Here is a 15,808-nt window from a genome sequence, read left to right as displayed (position 1 = left end):
TCACCGGCCGATCCATGCCGCCGGATTGATGGTGCCCGTCAATTGATGGCGCTCAACCCACCCTTGGAGACACGGTCGCGATAGCGGCTCATGAAGGCCTCATACTGACCGACCTGCGCGATGGTCGCGGCCAGCTGGCGCGGATCGCTGGCATTGCGCGAGACCGAGCTGGCCACGGCGGCAAAGGTGGCGGCATCCGGCGTATCGCGGAACTTGGTTTCGTACCGGCGGCGCAAATCATCCAGCGCGGCGGTGTCGTTGCTCAGCGCATAGGCGACAGCGAGCTGCATCACCTGCTTGCGCTCGTCAGCCGACAGCGGCGCCGGATCTGCATCGCGGCCGCCGAGCATCTGGCTGGCGACGCGGGCGAAAGCGACCCAATCCTTGGCGCGCCAATGCAGTTCGGAGCGCAGTGCGCGCGCTTCCACGCTCTGGTCCTGGCCCAGCAGGTTGAGCGCCTCGGGGAAGCGGTCGAGGTCGCCGAGGGCACGTGCTTCGAGCAGGCGGCGCTCCTGCTGTATCCCGTACGGCAGATTGGCGGCATTGGTGGTCTGCAACGCCTTCAGCGTGGCATCGGGATTGCGGTCGAGCAGATAGACCACCGCCAGCCGCGCTCCGGCGCGGGCGCGGTCCTCGCCGCGCAGGCGATACTGAATCTGGTGCTCGAGCAGTTCGGCCGCACGATTGAGCAGATCGACCGAGACCAGCCGGTCGGCCAGCTTGCCGATGATCTCGTCGCCTTCCGGGCCGACCGGCGTCAGCTCGCGATAATCATAATAAAGCGCCAGCGCATTGAGCGGCGGCAGCGACTGCGCGCCGCCATCGAGGAACAGCTTGGCGAATTCATCGCTCATCTGCTTGGTCAGCAACGGCATTTCCGGCGATTTCGGGAAGTATTTCACCACCTGGCGGAAGGTGGTGATGCCGCTGCGCAGATCGCCGGTGGCAAATTGCAGTTCACCCAGGCGGCGCAGCAGATTGAATTCGAAGGGCCCGCCGCGCCAGGCGAAGCGCAGGCTGTCGAGACGCTCGATCGCCTGCGACGTATTGATCAGCTTGCGCCCCAGCATCATTTCGGTCTTGGCGAATTCTGCCAGAGCGCGAGCACGGCGATCGCCACTGCCGGAGGCGAGATCGAAAAAGCGGATCGCTTCTTCCGGCTTGTTGGTGGCATCGGCGAGCAGACCGCGAATGTAGTTGCCTTCGGCTGCCTGGCCGCGGCTCAAGGTGTCGCTGTCCAGCGCGCGCAGCTCCGCTGTCGCCGCGGTCACGTCCCCGCCGGCGAGCCAGGAGCGGGCCATGGTCAGGCGCAGCGAGGCACGCAGTTCGGGGGGAAATTTCGCGACCGCCGCGCCAGCCAGCGAGAACGACCGCCGCGCAGCCGGCCAGTCGTCACGCTCCGCCGCCAGCATGCCGCGATAGGCCAGCACATCCGGATCGTCGTCGAAAATCTTGGAATCGAGATCGTTGGATGCATCGGTCAGCCGGCCGAGCCGCAGGTAAGCAATGCCGCGCAGGGCGCGATAGAGCTTGTCGCGCTCCAGGTCGGGCTGCTCGGCCCGCGCCTTGGCCAGAACACCCAGCGCTTCTGGCTGCATGTCGTTGGCGGAATAGAATTCCGCCAGGGCCAGGCGCCCGGCCTGGCGCTGGTTCGGCGCGCTCAGACCGATGCGGCGCAGCAGATTCTCTTCCTGTTCGGCATAGCTGTTGCCCTCGACTCGGCGCCATTCGCCGAACTGCAGGATATCGACGGCGCCGCTTTTCGGATCGGCGCCACGCGGTGCGGACAGCGACAAGCCGCTGGCTGAACCGATCTCGACGCCGCGGGGAAAGCGGCTGATCACCAGATTGTCGGCATGCGGCTGGATGGCGAAACCCTGAAAACTGGGCAGCACGCTCAACTCGATGAAGTCGCGCCGGCTCGGCACGCCGCCATTGGCACCGGCAAAGGGGATCACAATCAGCCTGTCGCCGGTATCGGGATCCGGCACCGCGACCTGGGCGCCGGGATCGTTGGCGGCGAAGAACAGCTTGGCGCCGCCATCGGCATCGAGCTGACGACGCACATCGATTTCAGGCAGCCGGTTACGCGTGGCCGCGGGATCCTCGGGGATCGCACCGGGGGCGGTTTCCTTCGGCACCAGCTGCTCGGGCTGGATCGTATTGATGCTGACCTGCCAGCCGGCGTTGCGGCGAGTGAAACTGGCCGTCGTGCCACTCGGCACGGTCAGCCGCAGCACGGTCAGGCCGGGAACCGGCAACTGCTCGATGCCATTGATGGCACCGCTCCAGTCGCGCGTGGTGATCGGCCGCAGATCGACCACCGCATTGCGGTCGAAAACCAGCCACAGCATGCCGTTGCGCAGGAAGGCGCTGACCGCTACCGGGCGGGTCCAGGGAAAATTCAGCAGCGGCCCGGTGCGGGTGGAATCGACCGAGGGCACCAACGGCTCGCCGGTCAGACGATCGGTGGGCGGCGCCGGCATGAAGGTGCCGAGCGGCGCGGCGCCGACGCCAGCGACGGGCGCGGCCAGCGGCACACCGCCATTGGCAACCGTAGGCGCCAATGTTGCCGGCGGCGCCGCCGTTACCGGAGCGGCGGGCGCATTGGCTTGCGGGGGCGCTGCAGTGCCGCGCGCCGGCGGGGCGCCCGGGACAGCAGCCGGTGCGGCGGCCGTGCGGGGCGGCGTTGCCTGGGGTGATGTTGCCTGTGCTGGCGCTGCCGGAGGCGGTGCGGCCGGCCGCGCCGCTTCCGCCGGCTTGGCCGCCGTGGCAGGCTTTGTTTCCGCGGGCTTCGTATCGGCAGGCTTCGTATCGGCGGGTTTCTGCTCTGCCGTTTTCGGTTCGGCCGGCTGGCCCACATCGAGCACGACCTTGGCGCCATCGCGCCAGGCCTTCACACTGGCGCCGGTGCCGATCCCGAAACTGACGATGCTGGCATTGCCATCGGTACGGGCCGCAAGACCGGTGATGCCGCGCGGCGGAAACTGCGCCAGCCGGCCGATATCGATGGCGGCGGCGCGCTCGAACCGCACGCTCGCCTGCTGCCCTTCGGTATTCACGGTGAAATCGACGCGTTCGGGCCAGTCAAAAACCAGACGCGTGTAGGTGGGGTGTTCGCCGGCGCGCAGACGGACAGCGGCAGAAGCCGGCGCTGCGGCCGGTGCTGCTGCAGCCGGCGGGCGGGCCGCGGGCGGCTGAGCGGCAGGCTGCTGGGTGCCGGTCGGCGGGGTGTTGACCTGCTGGGCAGTGGCGAGGGGCGACTGGGTCAAGGACAAGGCGAGGCCGATGGCGCCGGTCACAAGAAGACCGGCGACCCTGCCATCGAGGGCACGCCGTGGACCGCCAGTCTGTGGCCGGCCTGACGCGCTGCCTGTGCCGCGTCTTTTCGCCATACTCCCTGTCTGCACCGCTTGCACTGCTTCGCCGGGGACTCGCGTTCCCGACAGACGGATTATAAGAGCCTCGCAGGATAAGGCGATACTGTTAACAGATTGTTCTTCCGGCCAGATCGGGCCGACGCAGGCGCGCGGTGCGGCTTTCAGAATGGGCCCAGTACGGCCGCCAGCTTGGCCCGCAGACCCGCGGCATCGAAGGGTTTCACGAGATAGCCGTCGACCCCCAGCCGGCGTGCCGCCAGCACATTCTCCGGCCGGCTCTCGGCCGTGACCAGAATGAAGGGTGTGGCGGCGTAGAGCGGATCGCGCCGCAGCGTTTCAAGGAAGGCGATGCCGCTCATCGGCTCCATATTCCAGTCCGACAGAATCAGGCGGTAGTGCCGCTGGTGCATCATGGTCAGGGCCGTGACCGGGTCGCCGGCCGTGTCGATCTCGCGGAAACCGAGGTCGCGCAGCTGCCTGGCCACGATCGCCTGCATGGTGCGGTGATCGTCGACAACCAGAATCGGCATGGACCAGTCGGCAACCATGCCGATACTTAGCCCAGGATGGAAAGAAAACCTAGCCGAACAGACCCGTCAGGTAGCTTTGCGAGGTAGCGCTGTTGTAGCCGCCATCCTTGAAGGTGAGATAACGCATCACCAGCTTGTCCACCTCGTTCTGGTCGCTCTTCAGCGCCTTGACGTCGACGCGACGCTCAAGTGCCGTGACCTGGCTGTCGACTTCCTGGTAGGCCAGTTCCTGCGGAATGTTATTGGCGACCGTGACCACCTCGCGCAGCACGGCATCGCCGAGCAGCTGCACGGTCATCGTCACATCCTTGATGCGGCGGCCGAATTCGATGGCGGCGCGCACACCCGGCGCCTGTTCATCGAGATGCCTCTCGTAGGCGAGGCGTTCATAGCGGGTGACCAGACCCTCCGTGGTGGTGCCGAGCTTCAGCTTGACCACACCGGCAGCCGGAAGGTTGAGATCCTTGGCCATCTGCTGGTAGCGCGGGTCCTGGAACCGATTGGCCAGCGAGTTGACGTCATTCAGATCGCTTTCGAGAATCTTGCGGATCTTGCCGGGATACTGCTCCTCACCAGCGAGGCCATAGGAGTACAGCATGAATTTCAGCAGGCGGTGATTCTTGCTGTCGAACAGGTCATCGACCGTTTTGACGTTGTCGATGTTGTCCTTGTAATACTGAGCCTCCATCTGCACGTCGCGGCGCTCGCGGAATTTCTGGAACTCGGTGCTTTCGAATTCATAGACCGCGCTGACGCTGGATTTTTCCGGTGCCTTCTGCTCCTGCAGCAATGCCTTGGTCTGCGCGCTGGCATAGCGCGATGCGTCGCCTGCCGCCAATCCCACGGTCTGGATCAGCTGGTTGTCGGTCTCCGGCTTGCTCGGCGTGTCGGTAATACTCGCCTTGCCACTGATGTCGATCACGAGGCCGCGCAGCTTGCCCAGGCTCGCCGGCAGCGGCGTACCGGACCCGTCGTTGACCAGCTTGCCCTCGGCCGTCACGCCGACGACATTGCCGTCAGTGTCGTACTGATCGCCGGTGGCACCAAAATTGTATTTCTTGGCGAGTTCGACTTCCTTTAGCAAGCCGCTCTGCCGGGCCGCTGAATTCGGATCGTTGAGGTCGCTGAGCAGGATGTCGCGCAGGCGCTGACGGTCGTTCAGATACAGATCGCCGAAATCATTGCCGAAGGCGAGTACCTTGAGGAAGCGGTCGTCGTTGACCAACTCGGCAGCGGTATTCGCAGTGGCGGCGCGGTTTTTGTAATAGAGCGTGTCGTTCTGAACCTGGGCGTTCTGCTCTTTGTATTGCTTGTTGCGCAGGCGCACGGCGGCATTGTTGAATTCGCGCGTGATCTCGGCCGCCTTTTCCTTGGCAGTCCCCGAGTCATCCGTCTGCGCGTTTTCTTCCGCGAGCTTCTGCAGTTTCTTGTACATCCCGATTGGCGACACGGTCGCCGAACTGGGCGTTGCACTTGACAGAAGGGCGCTTAGGTCGATGGCCATCCTTGCTCGCCTCCTGCGGCAGTGACGATGGGATACCGATCCGATTCTGGACTGGCATACTGGAAATAATCCGTAGTAATTTTACCACGGATACGCAGCCGGGCAATACCGGCTTTTCTAAGCCGGAACAACGCATTAACCTTGGATTAACCGTGTTTCAGCCACCCGCGCGCGGCGCAGGTGCCGCACCGGCAGCCGGCTGACCCTGCCCCGGAGCAGCGCGCGGCGCCGCGGCCGGTGCCGATGCTGGCGCCCCCGCCGCAGGCGCGACCGACTGCAACTGGCTTTCCACACCAGCGCGCACGCTCGGCGGAATCTGCTTGCGCGTGGCAAGGCGAACCGTGAGATCCTGGGCCGTGGCCGGGGCCATATCGGCCAGCACCAGCGCCAGCTTGGCTTCCTTCATCCGCTCGACCACGCCGAGCAGGATATTCGGTTCCAGCTTTTCGAAGATGCGCGCGGCATCTTTCGGTTTCATATTCTCATAGACCTTCACCAGGCCCTGCAGGTTCTGTTCTTCCTGCTTGTCGTACTGCTGCACGATCTGCTTGATGCTGGCTTCCAGCTTCTTCAGTTCGGCAATGCGGTCATCGAGCCGCTTCTCGGCAGCGCCCAGCAGGCTTTCGCGCAGATCGATCTCGCGGCCGCGCTGTTCGATCTGGTCGCGACGCTGCGCCAGATTGGCCAGCAGCTCGATCTCGGCACGGGTAAATGTGGTCGGGTCCTTCTCGGCCAGCGACTGCACGGTGGCCGATGCGCGTGCCGGCGCCTGCTGCCCGGTCTGCTGCCCGGTCTGGCCGGACGCAGCCGCTGGCGCTGCAGCCGGAGCCTGGGCCATCTGGGCCGGGGCCGGTTGCCGCGACGCCGGTGGCTGCGCCGCCTGCTGCGGCGGCGGAGTCAATTGCGTGGGCTGTCCGGCCTGCTGCTGGCCCTGTTGCTGGGCACCGGCGGGCGTGACGAACAGTTCTGCCCTGCCCTGCCACAATGCACCGATCTTGAGGCCGAGCAGCAGCGCCACCGCCAGAATGGTCAGCGGCAGAATGCGTACGCGACTGGCCAAACGCTGCCGGGAAGGATGCGCCACAGCGCTCATCGTGCCTGCCTCAGGGCCATCAGCAATTCACGCTCGGCTTCCGAGCGCGGTTCGATCTTGAAGTCGCGGGCATTCGGTGCGGGCGGGATATTCGGTTTTTTCGGCGGGAATGGCGTGACCTGCGGGCGGGCCGCCGCCGGCGCAGCCTGCCGCTCCATCGCGGCGCGCTCCATCACACGATCGATACCGGCCCGCTCCGTCGCGGGACGTTCCGTCGGCTGCCGCGCGGTGCGATTGCCGTTCGCATCGCCGGCCAGGCGGTCGGCCAGGCGATCTGCGGTCTCGATCATGAAGCCAAGCTCGTCGCGCAGGGTCCTGGCCTGCTGCATGCGCTCTTCATGCGCGGTATCGGCACTGGCGGAAGCCCCCTTCAGTTCGGCCATGCCCTGACGTGCCTTGGTCAGCGCTTTGTCGAAATCGCCGATCAGGCGGCGCATCTCTTCCTGGTTGGCGCGCAGGTTGCCGAGACGGCGATTGAGCACCAGCGAGATGCCCAGGGTGATGAGCAGCAGAACGGCAACGAGGATTTCAACCATCATGGTCAGCGTCATCACACACCTCCCAGGTTCTTCAGGGTTCGATCAATCTTGACCGCAATGTTGTTGCCCATCCGGCCCATGCGGCCTTCAACCATCGGAATGCCGCCACAGCGCATCATAATCACCGATTCCGGCGTGGCGTTGAACATAATGGTCTTGCCCACCTCCAGGTTCATCACCTGGCCCAATGTCATCACCTGTTCGTCCAGCACAGCTTCGATTTCCACATCGGTGGACCATAATTCGGTCGCCAGATGGTTTTCCCAGATCGAGTCGCGGCCGAACTTCTCGCCCATGAACATCTGGAGCAGAAGTTCGCGGACCGGCTCCAGCGTGGCATAGGGCAGCAGCAGCTCGAGACGACCACCGCGGTCCTCCATGTCGACGCGCAGGCGGGCAAGAATTGCCGCATTGGCCGGGCGGGCGATGGTGGCGAAGCGCGGATTGGTCTCGATACGGTCGTAAGAGAAGTTGACCGGCGCCAGCGGCTCGAATGCCGCGCGCATGTCGTCGAGCACCACATTGACCATGCGCTCGACGAGGTTGCGTTCGATGGTCGTATACGGACGGCCTTCGATGCGCATCGCCGCGGTGCCACGACGGCCACCGAGCAGCACGTCGACGATAGAATAGATCAGCGAGCTGTCGACCGTGAGCAGGCCGTAGTTATCCCACTCGACCGCGCGGAACACGCTGAGGATGGCGGGCAGCGGGATGGAATTGAGGTAATCGCCAAAACGGATCGAGGTAATGTTGTCGAGCGAGACTTCGACGTTGTCGGAGGTAAAATTGCGCAAACTGGTCGTCATCAGACGCACGAGGCGGTCGAACACCACCTCGAGCATCGGCAGACGTTCATAGGAAACCAGCGCGCTGTTGATGATCGCGCGGATACCGGCCTTGTCGGCATCTTCCTCAACACTGGCATCGAAGCCTAATAGGCTGTCGATCTCGTCCTGATTCAGAATCCTGGTGGAGCCGCCGGCTTCATCGCCGCCGTCGCCGCCGGCCCATTCGGCGCCGCCGTCTTCGGGATTGTCAGCCATGGACGCCTCGCGTGATCACTGGATCAACATTTCCTTGAACAGCACGTCATTGATCTTGAGCGGCGCCACTGCCTGGTTGACGCGGATCAGCAGTTCTTCCTTCAGCCGGTACAGGCCGGCGGATCCCACCAGATCATCCGGACGCAGTTCGCGCAGGTAAATCTGGAAGTTATCGATGACGCGCGGCAACAGTTCGTTCAGCTTCGGCGTCGACAGCGGATCGTTATGCTCCAGCGCCACCTTCAGTTTCAGATAGGACGCCTGCCGGCCGGTCGAATTCAAATTTACCAGAATGTCCGGCAGATCATAGAAGACCGTCACCTTCGGCGCTTCGGGCTTGACCTCGGCTTCCTCGCTTTTCCCGGCAAACAGCAGGAAATAGGCGGCACCGCCGCCGCCAACGAGCAGCAGCACCAGCACAACGGCAGCAATAATGACTATTGCCCGCTTGCCGCGCTTCTTGGGTGCGCCTTCGCCGTCTTCGGCCTGGCCTTCGCTGTCGTCACTCATGCCTGCCACATCCCTGGCGCCATCGCTGGCCCGTCAATCCCGACCCGAATCCCGATCTGGCCGGTTCACTCCGGATGCCATTGGTAAGGGGCCACAGTTAACACTTTGTCACCGCCCGGCAGTTTTTGCCGGGTTTGCCCCCCTGCCGCCGGTCAAAAATCGCCTCTGCGCCGGAAATCTCAAATATTATGCCTGTTTTCCGCCAATAAATGAATTGGCACGGCGTCTGCAACATGATGGCCAGCAACGACTAACCACGAGTTAGGTGTCATGGAAAACACGACTTACATCGGCCTGTCCCGCCTTTCGGCCATGCGGCGTGAAATGGATGTGGTCGCCAACAACATGGCGAACATGAATTCCAACGCCTACAAGGGCGAGCGGGTGATGTTTGAGGAATTCCTCAAGGGTCCGAACGCCAATCAGAAGACCAGTTTCGTCAACGACTGGGCCGTGCTGCGCGATTTCCGCGCCGGCAAGCTGGAGCAGACCGGCAATACCTTCGATTTCGCCATCAGCGGCACCGGTTATCTCAGCATCGATACCCCGCAGGGCCGCCGCTATACCCGTGACGGCCATCTGCGCCTCGACGCCGACCGGCGCCTGGTGACCTCGGGCGGCCATCCGGTGCTGGATAACCGCGGCCGCGACATCATCATCCCCGACGGTCAGGGCGTCCCCGCCATGGCGGTCGACGGCACCATCAATGTGGGCCAGCAGCAGGTCGCCAAGATCGATCTGGTGAATTTCGAGAATGAGCAGGAACTACGCAAGACCGCCCAGGGCCTGTTTGCCACCACCCAGGAGCCGACGGCAGCCCCCGCCACCACCACGCTGGTGCAGGGCATGCTGGAAGCCTCCAACATCGAACCGATCGTCGAGATGACCAACATGATCGAGCTGCTGCGCCAGTATCAGAGCACGCAGAGCCTGCTCGACGGCGAGAACGATCGCCTGAAAATGGCGATCCAGCGGCTCGGCCGCGCCCAGAATTGATGAATTGACGGACCAGGAGACCTAGATCATGCGTTCGCTCAGCACCGGTGCCACCGGCATGATGGCTCAACAGCTCAATGTTGAAGTCATCTCGAACAATATCGCCAACATGAGCACGACCGGCTTCAAGCGCCAGCGTGCCGAGTTCCAGGATTTGCTGTACCAGAACATGCGGCGACCGGGCTCGACCTCGTCGGATGCCAACACCATCGTGCCCTCGGGCATCCAGATCGGCGTGGGTGTGCGCACCGCGGGTGTTTACCGCATCCATGAGCAGGGCAATCTGACAACGACGGGCAATACCTACGATCTGGCGATCAGCGGCAAGGGTTACTTCCAGGTCACGCTGCCATCTGGCGAAACCTCCTATACCCGTGCGGGCTCTTTCCAGGTCAATGCGCAGGGCCAGATCGTCACTGTCGACGGCTATCAGATCAATCCGGCCATCACGGTGCCGCAGGGTGCGCTGTCGGTGAATATCGATGCCACCGGCATCGTCGAGGCGCGCATCGCGGGCCAGACCAATGCCCAGCAGCTGGGCCAGATCCAGCTCGCCACCTTCGTGAACGAGGCCGGCCTGGAAGCCACCGGCGACAATCTGTTCCTCGAAACCGCCGCTTCGGGCCAGCCCACCGTGGGCAATCCCAATGCGATCGGCTTCGGTGTGCTGCGCCAGGGTTACGTCGAAACCTCGAACGTCAATCCTGTGCAGGAAATCACCAACCTGATCACCGCGCAGCGCGCCTACGAAATGAACTCTAAGATCATCACCGCTTCGGACGAAATGCTGCAAACCGCAACTCGCCTGCGGTAACGGCTTTAACGCGTAACACGGAGACCGACCATGGCCTCGCTTCGCCCGCTTCTTCTCACCGGCCCGCTGCTGCTCAGCGGCATGGCTGCCTTCGCACTGGCCCTGCCGCTTGCCGCCGCGAAGCCCGTTGCGGCGCAGACCATGGTGGCCTCGGCCGGCATCAGCGCGACCCGCGTGATCGGCGAGCGCGAAATCGGCCGCCGCATTGCCGACATGGTCAAGCAGCGCAATGGCGGCCGGCCGGTGGAAATCCATTTCCACGGCCTGGGCAACGAGATCGAGGTTCCCGCCGCTTCCGCCGGTTTCCAGGTTGAGGAGTTTTCCTTCGACTCGCGCAACGGCCGCTTCTACGGCACTGTCGCAAGCAGCGCCGCCAGCAGCATCAAGGTGAGCGGCCGCGCCCAACCGGTGGAAGCCATTCCGGTGCTGAAGAGCCGCATCACGACCGGCCAGGTCATTACCCGCGGCGATATCGAATGGCTGCAGGTGCCGGCCAACCGTTATGGCGCCGGTTATATCGACCGCATCGAGGAACTGGTCGGCCAGACGCCGCGCCGCGCGCTGGCCGCCGGCCTGCCGATCCGCAATGCCGATATCGGCAAGCCGGAAGCGATCACCAAGAACGGCCTGGTCACCATGGTGGCGCAGGCACCCGGCCTGACCATCACCACCACCGGCCGCGCCATGGAAGCCGGCAGCGTCGGCGATGTGGTGCAGGTGATGAACCTGCAGAGCAAGCGCACCGTGCAGGCGACGGTGACCGGAATGAACCTCGTCCAGGTCATCACCGCGCCGAACATCATCGCTTCGAACTGACTGACGAGTTGAGAAGGATTTCCGCCATGACCCGCACACACATGCCTTCCCTGGCCTCGGCACTGCGTATCGCTGCCACGGCCGGCCTTGCCATCACCCTGGGTGCCTGCGGCAATCTCAGCCGCCTTGGCGATATCGGCAGCGCGCCCTCGATGAGCAAGATCGACAATCCGACCGAATCCCGCGACTACCGCCCGGTCAGCCTGCCGATGCCCTCGCCGGAAGTGACGCCGCGCCATGCCAACTCGTTGTGGCGCCCCGGCGCGCGCCAGTTCTTCAAGGATCCGCGCGCCACCAGGGTGGGCGACATCCTGACGGTGAACATCAACATCCAGGAACGCGCCCAGCTGCAGAACAACACCACCACATCGCGCGACAATAGTGAAACCCAGGGCCTGCCCAACTTCCTCGGCTGGGAAGCCGCACGCGACGGGGCTGGCGGCGTACTGACCGGCGCAGGGGCCCCTTCGACGATGAACAAGATTTTCCGCAACATCGATCCGGAAAACATGGTGACCATGAATTCCGCCTCTGAAGTGCAGGGCAAGGGCCAGGTCACCCGCAACGAGCAGATCACCCTGACGGTCGCCGGCCTGGTAACCCAGGTTCTGCCGAACGGCAACCTGGTCGTGCAGGGCCGCCAGGAAGTCCGCGTCAACAACGAAGTGCGCGAATTGCTGATCCAGGGCATCGTGCGACCGGAAGACATCACGGCCACCAACACCGTCAATCATACGCAGATGGCGGAAGCGCGCATCTCCTACGGCGGGCGCGGTCAGCTGACCGACGTGCAGCAGGGTCGCTGGGGTCAGCAGATCTACGACATCATCTTCCCCTTCTAAGGCACGAAAGGGATTTTCCGCCCCGCCCGAAGTTCGGGCACGCCAGAAAGCGCGTCAGGACCGCAGGATGCGGACCGCGGCAAAACGCCAGGGGCGAGAGCAAACGCAAAAGGCCGGTCAGAAGACCGGCCTTTTCGTTTTTTCATCCGTGTGCGCCAGCTCTATCTGGAAAGCGCGCCGGCTGTGTCGCGTCAGGGGCTAGGTATCGTCCCGGTGCGTGCGCTCGCGGCGTTCATGCCGCTCCTGCGCCTCGATCGACAGCGTGGCGATCGGGCGGGCTTCCAGCCGCTTGAGCGAGATCGGCTCGCCGGTCTCCTCGCAATAGCCATAAGAGCCGTCCTCGATCCGCTTCAACGCGGCGTCGATTTTGGAAATCAGCTTGCGCTGGCGATCGCGCGTGCGCAGCTCCAGCGCCCGATCGGTCTCAGTCGAGGCGCGATCGGCAATATCCGGCTCCTGCGAGGTGTCTTCCTGCAGGTGCTGCAGCGTCTGGTTCGATTCCCGCAAAATGTCTTCCTTCCAGGCCAGCAGCTTGCGGCGGAAGTATTCCTTCATGCGCGGGTTCATGAAGGGCTCACTCTCGGTCGGCCGATAATTCGCCTTCAATTGGATACCCATGTAAGAGACCCTCCAGGCGCCGCGGCGACTCCGGGACCCCGGCCGCGGCGCGCGGGAGTATATGAATCGGCCCGGCCCGGAGCAAGGCTGTCGATAAATGCCGAACCCATTGATTTGATGATAGAATTATGAAAGCTCCGCGTCGGGAGCAATTATATTACAAGCCCAGCTTGGCCAACTCGACCTCGCAGCGCAGTTCGATCTCGGCCATCACCTCGGCCAGCTTGGGGTCCTGCACCATCAGTTTTTCGCTGCGCAGCGTGCGCGCCAGGGTCTGAAGGCGCTCGGCCGGGATGCTGCCCATCAGCAGGCCGTGGCGAATGTCGTCCAGCCGCTCAAGCAAGGTTGAGCCACGCTGGAAGGCGCGCTGCCGGTTCTGCCGGCCGCCACCCTGCTCATCGACCGCCTGGATGGTCAGCATGGCATCGAGGGCCGCCACCGGCGGCGCCTGACTGACCTGGCCGGCGGGCTTCTCGGCGCCCTTCAGCATACTGGCAAAGCTCGGCCCTCCGGCAGCGCTGCTGCTGCCGGTCGTACGCTTGGGGCTGCCGGGGGCCACACCGCCCGGACCTTTGATCTTGTCGATGCTCATTGGAAATAATATCTCTTAACGCGCCGCATCGTGCCCGATAAGACTGGCCGGGTAAAGCCGGCATTTTTTGCCGGGCGGCGCCTGAAATCAGCCTCAATCCCAAGATAAATCAATCAGTTATTCTCTGGCACGACAATCGCATCGAATGGCGCGAGAGAACCGGCATGCGTGCCTGGTTCGCGTGAGGGAAGATGACGATGATCCGCTTTGCCGACCACCTGATCCGCCGCCTGCTGCCCCATCTGGTGCAGGCTGCTCTGGCTGTCGCCCTGCTCGCCCTGCCGCTGCAGGCCCAGGCCGGGTCGCGTATCAAGGATATCGCCGATTTCGAAGGCATCCGCGACAACATGCTGGTCGGCTATGGCCTGGTGGTCGGTCTCGATGGCACTGGCGACAGTCTGACCAACGCACCGTTCACCCGCCAGAGCCTGCAGGCCATGCTGGAACGCTTCGGCGTCAACATCCGCGATGCCGGCACCTACCGTACCGCCAATCTTGCCGCCGTGATGGTCACCGCCACCCTGCCGCCGTTCTCCCGCCATGGCAGCCGCATCGATGTCAGCATCTCCACCATGGGCGACGCCAAAAGCCTGCAGGGCGGTACCCTGCTGGTCACCCCGCTGCTCGGCGCCGATGGCGAAGTCTACGGCGTGGCCCAGGGCGCCATCGCCATCAGCGGTTTCAAGGCCCAGGGCGCCGCCGCCCAGGTCACCCGCGGCACGCCCACCTCGGGCCGTATCGCCAATGGTGCGATCGTCGAACGTGAAGTCGGCTTCGAGCTGACTTCGCTGCCGGTGCTGCGCCTGGCTCTGAAGAACCCCGATCTGACCACCGCGCGCCGCATCAGCCAGGCCGTCTCCACCCTGGCCGGCGTACCGACCGCGCGCGCGCTGGATCCTTCCACCGTGCACATCGATATCCCGGAACGTTTCCGTCGCGACATCGTCGGCTTCATGACCGAAGTGGAGCAGCTGCAGGTCGAACCCGACCAGATGGCCCGCGTGGTGATCGATGAACGCTCCGGCACCATCGTGATGGGTCCGAACGTGCGCATCGATACCGTCGCCATCGCGCAGGGTTCGCTCACCGTGCGCATTACGGAAACCCCGCAGGTTTCGCAGCCGCTGCCCTTCTCGCCGTCTTCCACCGCGATCCCCGGCATCTCGGGCACCAGCGCCAGCACCGGCACCGTGCAGGTGCCGCGCATCGGCCCGGACGGCCAGCCGGTCAAGGATGCCTCGGGCAACTTCGTGTTCGACACCATCACCCAGGCCGTGCCCGGCACCGGCACGCCGACCATTCCCGGCGGGGCCGCCGGTGGCGCCCAGACCGTGGTGGTGCCGCGCACCGACATCCAGGTCGACGAACAGGCGGATCGCCGGCTCGGCCTGCTGAAACGCGGTGTCTCGCTGCAGGAACTGGTCGATGGCCTGAATGCCCTCGGCGTCAGCCCGCGCGATATGATCACCATCCTGCAGGCGATCAAGGCCGCCGGTGCCTTGCAGGCCGAAATCCAGGTGATGTGAGGCCGCCATGTCTACGCTCGTCGCATCCCCCGCCATCAACTCCTACGCCATCGAGCAGGCGCAGGCCAGCCGCATTCAGCTCGACAAGTTCGGTCAGTCGAAGCACAGCAACCCGCGCAAGACGGCCGAGGATTTCGAAGCCTTCTTCCTGACGCAGATGTTTGAAGTCATGTCCGCCGGCGTGAAGACCGATGGCCCGATGGGCGGCGGCCAGGCTGAATCCAAGTGGCGTTCGTTCCTCAACGACGAGTATGGCCGCGCAATGTCCAAGGGCCGAGGCCTTGGCATTGCCGACATGGTGTACGACCAGATGATCAAGATGCAGGAGGCCCAGCCGTGAACCAGAAGCAGCCGCAGCAGCCCGCTACCCGCCAGCCTCTTTCGCCGCGCGCCGTCCAGCGCATGGGCCTCGATACCCGCCCGCGCATGGTTGACAATATCGGTGCCGGCTCGGTGCCGCCGACCATTGCCGAACTCAGCGACCTTGTTATCCAGTTGAAAGACGTGCTGCAGGAAGAAACCGCGGCCCTGGAACGCTTCGCCTATGATGACCTCGATCGTTCGACCGAGCAGAAGCGCATTATCTCCGGTCTGCTGCGCGACAAGCAGAAAGTCCTGCGCCAGCATCCCGACGCGCTGCGCGATGCACCGGAATCCGAACGCCAGCGCCTGGAAAAACTGCTGGCGGATATGCAATCGGTCGGCCGGCGCAATGAAATCGTCGTGCGGACGGCGCGCGATGCCAACCAGAAACTGCTCAACGCGGTGATCCGCGGTGCCACCAAGCAAAGCCAGCTCGGCACTGGCTATGGCCGCTCCGGCGTGATGACGGCGCTGACCACCAATTACGGCTCACGCCAGGCCGTCTCGCTGTTCAACAACGAAACCTGCTGACCGACCCGACTTCCCCCCGCCAGTACCCCCCTCGCCCCGTCCGCTTCGCCGGACGGGGCCTTCTTTTCAGCGTACGTTAGTCGGTCTTGGGCACCGGACGGATCGGCC

The 15,808-nt window shown here is 64.1% G+C and carries 16 protein-coding genes; 7 read left to right on the top strand and 9 right to left on the bottom strand.

Features of this window, described 5'->3' with window-relative positions:
- Positions 1-38: 38 nt before the first annotated feature.
- The 7 genes from OJJ21_RS11620 to OJJ21_RS11590 all read right to left on the bottom strand — a co-directional run bounded on the left by OJJ21_RS11620 (position 39) and on the right by OJJ21_RS11590 (position 8,602).
- Positions 39-3,302: a hypothetical protein gene (locus OJJ21_RS11620; RefSeq protein ID WP_297686356.1), complete on the bottom strand. Its 3,264-nt coding sequence runs from the start codon at positions 3,300-3,302 to the stop codon at positions 39-41.
- 239 nt (positions 3,303-3,541) lie between these two features.
- A complete protein-coding gene (locus OJJ21_RS11615; RefSeq protein ID WP_297686354.1) occupies positions 3,542-3,910 on the bottom strand; it encodes a response regulator in 369 nt (122 codons plus the stop codon).
- Between the two features lie 49 nt (positions 3,911-3,959).
- The gene (locus OJJ21_RS11610; RefSeq protein WP_297686352.1) at positions 3,960-5,345 is read right to left on the bottom strand and encodes a DUF1217 domain-containing protein; all 1,386 of its coding nucleotides are present in this window, start codon (positions 5,343-5,345) and stop codon (positions 3,960-3,962) included.
- A 226-nt stretch (positions 5,346-5,571) separates the two neighbouring features.
- Positions 5,572-6,507 (bottom strand): hypothetical protein, encoded by a 936-nt coding sequence (locus OJJ21_RS11605; RefSeq protein WP_297686350.1) that lies wholly within the window; start codon positions 6,505-6,507, stop codon positions 5,572-5,574.
- Complete coding sequence (locus OJJ21_RS11600) at positions 6,504-7,058, bottom strand: DUF6468 domain-containing protein (RefSeq protein WP_297686348.1); 555 nt, start codon at positions 7,056-7,058, stop codon at positions 6,504-6,506. The genes OJJ21_RS11605 and OJJ21_RS11600 overlap by 4 nt, the downstream gene beginning before the upstream one ends.
- Entirely contained in the window at positions 7,058-8,092 is a 1,035-nt protein-coding gene (fliM, locus tag OJJ21_RS11595; RefSeq protein WP_297686346.1) for a flagellar motor switch protein FliM, read from the bottom strand. The genes OJJ21_RS11600 and fliM overlap by 1 nt, the downstream gene beginning before the upstream one ends.
- A 15-nt stretch (positions 8,093-8,107) precedes the next feature.
- Positions 8,108-8,602: a flagellar basal body-associated FliL family protein gene (locus tag OJJ21_RS11590; protein WP_297686345.1), complete on the bottom strand. Its 495-nt coding sequence runs from the start codon at positions 8,600-8,602 to the stop codon at positions 8,108-8,110.
- 270 nt (positions 8,603-8,872) lie between these two features.
- On the opposite strand from OJJ21_RS11590, the gene flgF reads away from it, so the two are divergent.
- Genes flgF through flgH form a run of 4 tightly spaced genes read left to right on the top strand, consistent with a single transcriptional unit; the run spans position 8,873 to position 12,070 of the window.
- Positions 8,873-9,598, top strand: coding sequence for a flagellar basal-body rod protein FlgF (gene flgF / locus OJJ21_RS11585; RefSeq protein ID WP_297686343.1), 726 nt, complete (start codon positions 8,873-8,875; stop codon positions 9,596-9,598).
- Positions 9,599-9,626: 28 nt separating this feature from the next.
- A complete protein-coding gene (gene flgG / locus OJJ21_RS11580; RefSeq protein ID WP_297686341.1) occupies positions 9,627-10,412 on the top strand; it encodes a flagellar basal-body rod protein FlgG in 786 nt (261 codons plus the stop codon).
- 30 nt (positions 10,413-10,442) lie between these two features.
- A complete protein-coding gene (gene flgA, locus OJJ21_RS11575) occupies positions 10,443-11,228 on the top strand; it encodes a flagellar basal body P-ring formation chaperone FlgA (RefSeq protein WP_297686339.1) in 786 nt (261 codons plus the stop codon).
- Positions 11,229-11,254: 26 nt separating this feature from the next.
- Entirely contained in the window at positions 11,255-12,070 is an 816-nt protein-coding gene (gene flgH / locus OJJ21_RS11570; RefSeq protein ID WP_297686337.1) for a flagellar basal body L-ring protein FlgH, read from the top strand.
- A 198-nt stretch (positions 12,071-12,268) separates the two neighbouring features.
- Here flgH and dksA read toward each other — a convergent pair whose 3' ends face one another.
- Both dksA and OJJ21_RS11560 read right to left on the bottom strand, forming a co-directional pair.
- Positions 12,269-12,688, bottom strand: coding sequence for an RNA polymerase-binding protein DksA (gene dksA / locus OJJ21_RS11565; RefSeq protein ID WP_297686335.1), 420 nt, complete (start codon positions 12,686-12,688; stop codon positions 12,269-12,271).
- Between the two features lie 157 nt (positions 12,689-12,845).
- The gene (locus tag OJJ21_RS11560; RefSeq protein WP_297686333.1) at positions 12,846-13,280 is read right to left on the bottom strand and encodes a flagellar assembly protein FliX; all 435 of its coding nucleotides are present in this window, start codon (positions 13,278-13,280) and stop codon (positions 12,846-12,848) included.
- 197 nt (positions 13,281-13,477) lie between these two features.
- Between OJJ21_RS11560 and OJJ21_RS11555 the strand changes: the two genes are divergently transcribed.
- From OJJ21_RS11555 to OJJ21_RS11545, 3 genes are read left to right on the top strand one after another with little or no spacing between them, the layout of a single operon-like run.
- Entirely contained in the window at positions 13,478-14,806 is a 1,329-nt protein-coding gene (locus OJJ21_RS11555) for a flagellar basal body P-ring protein FlgI (RefSeq protein ID WP_297686414.1), read from the top strand.
- A gap of 7 nt (positions 14,807-14,813) precedes the next feature.
- Positions 14,814-15,146: a rod-binding protein gene (locus OJJ21_RS11550; protein WP_297686331.1), complete on the top strand. Its 333-nt coding sequence runs from the start codon at positions 14,814-14,816 to the stop codon at positions 15,144-15,146.
- Entirely contained in the window at positions 15,143-15,700 is a 558-nt protein-coding gene (locus OJJ21_RS11545; protein WP_297686329.1) for a hypothetical protein, read from the top strand. The genes OJJ21_RS11550 and OJJ21_RS11545 overlap by 4 nt, the downstream gene beginning before the upstream one ends.
- Positions 15,701-15,808: the final 108 nt, after the last annotated feature.

This window comes from Ferrovibrio sp., from assembly GCF_025869515.1.
GTDB lineage: Bacteria > Pseudomonadota > Alphaproteobacteria > Ferrovibrionales > Ferrovibrionaceae > Ferrovibrio.
The sequence above is the reverse complement of the archived record's forward strand: the minus strand, read 5'-3'. Positions and strand labels throughout refer to the sequence as shown.

Coding starts and splice junctions, on each gene's coding strand:
- OJJ21_RS11615 (WP_297686354.1), bottom strand. CDS start 3,910: ATGCCGATTCTGGTTGTCGACGATCACCGCACCATGCAGGCGATCGTG.
- OJJ21_RS11610 (WP_297686352.1), bottom strand. CDS start 5,345: ATGTACAAGAAACTGCAGAAGCTCGCGGAAGAAAACGCGCAGACGGAT.
- OJJ21_RS11605 (WP_297686350.1), bottom strand. CDS start 6,507: ATGAGCGCTGTGGCGCATCCTTCCCGGCAGCGTTTGGCCAGTCGCGTA.
- OJJ21_RS11600 (WP_297686348.1), bottom strand. CDS start 7,058: ATGACGCTGACCATGATGGTTGAAATCCTCGTTGCCGTTCTGCTGCTC.
- fliM (WP_297686346.1), bottom strand. CDS start 8,092: ATGGCTGACAATCCCGAAGACGGCGGCGCCGAATGGGCCGGCGGCGAC.
- OJJ21_RS11590 (WP_297686345.1), bottom strand. CDS start 8,602: ATGAGTGACGACAGCGAAGGCCAGGCCGAAGACGGCGAAGGCGCACCC.
- flgF (WP_297686343.1), top strand. CDS start 8,873: ATGGAAAACACGACTTACATCGGCCTGTCCCGCCTTTCGGCCATGCGG.
- flgG (WP_297686341.1), top strand. CDS start 9,627: ATGCGTTCGCTCAGCACCGGTGCCACCGGCATGATGGCTCAACAGCTC.
- flgA (WP_297686339.1), top strand. CDS start 10,443: ATGGCCTCGCTTCGCCCGCTTCTTCTCACCGGCCCGCTGCTGCTCAGC.
- flgH (WP_297686337.1), top strand. CDS start 11,255: ATGACCCGCACACACATGCCTTCCCTGGCCTCGGCACTGCGTATCGCT.
- dksA (WP_297686335.1), bottom strand. CDS start 12,688: ATGGGTATCCAATTGAAGGCGAATTATCGGCCGACCGAGAGTGAGCCC.
- OJJ21_RS11560 (WP_297686333.1), bottom strand. CDS start 13,280: ATGAGCATCGACAAGATCAAAGGTCCGGGCGGTGTGGCCCCCGGCAGC.
- OJJ21_RS11555 (WP_297686414.1), top strand. CDS start 13,478: ATGATCCGCTTTGCCGACCACCTGATCCGCCGCCTGCTGCCCCATCTG.
- OJJ21_RS11550 (WP_297686331.1), top strand. CDS start 14,814: ATGTCTACGCTCGTCGCATCCCCCGCCATCAACTCCTACGCCATCGAG.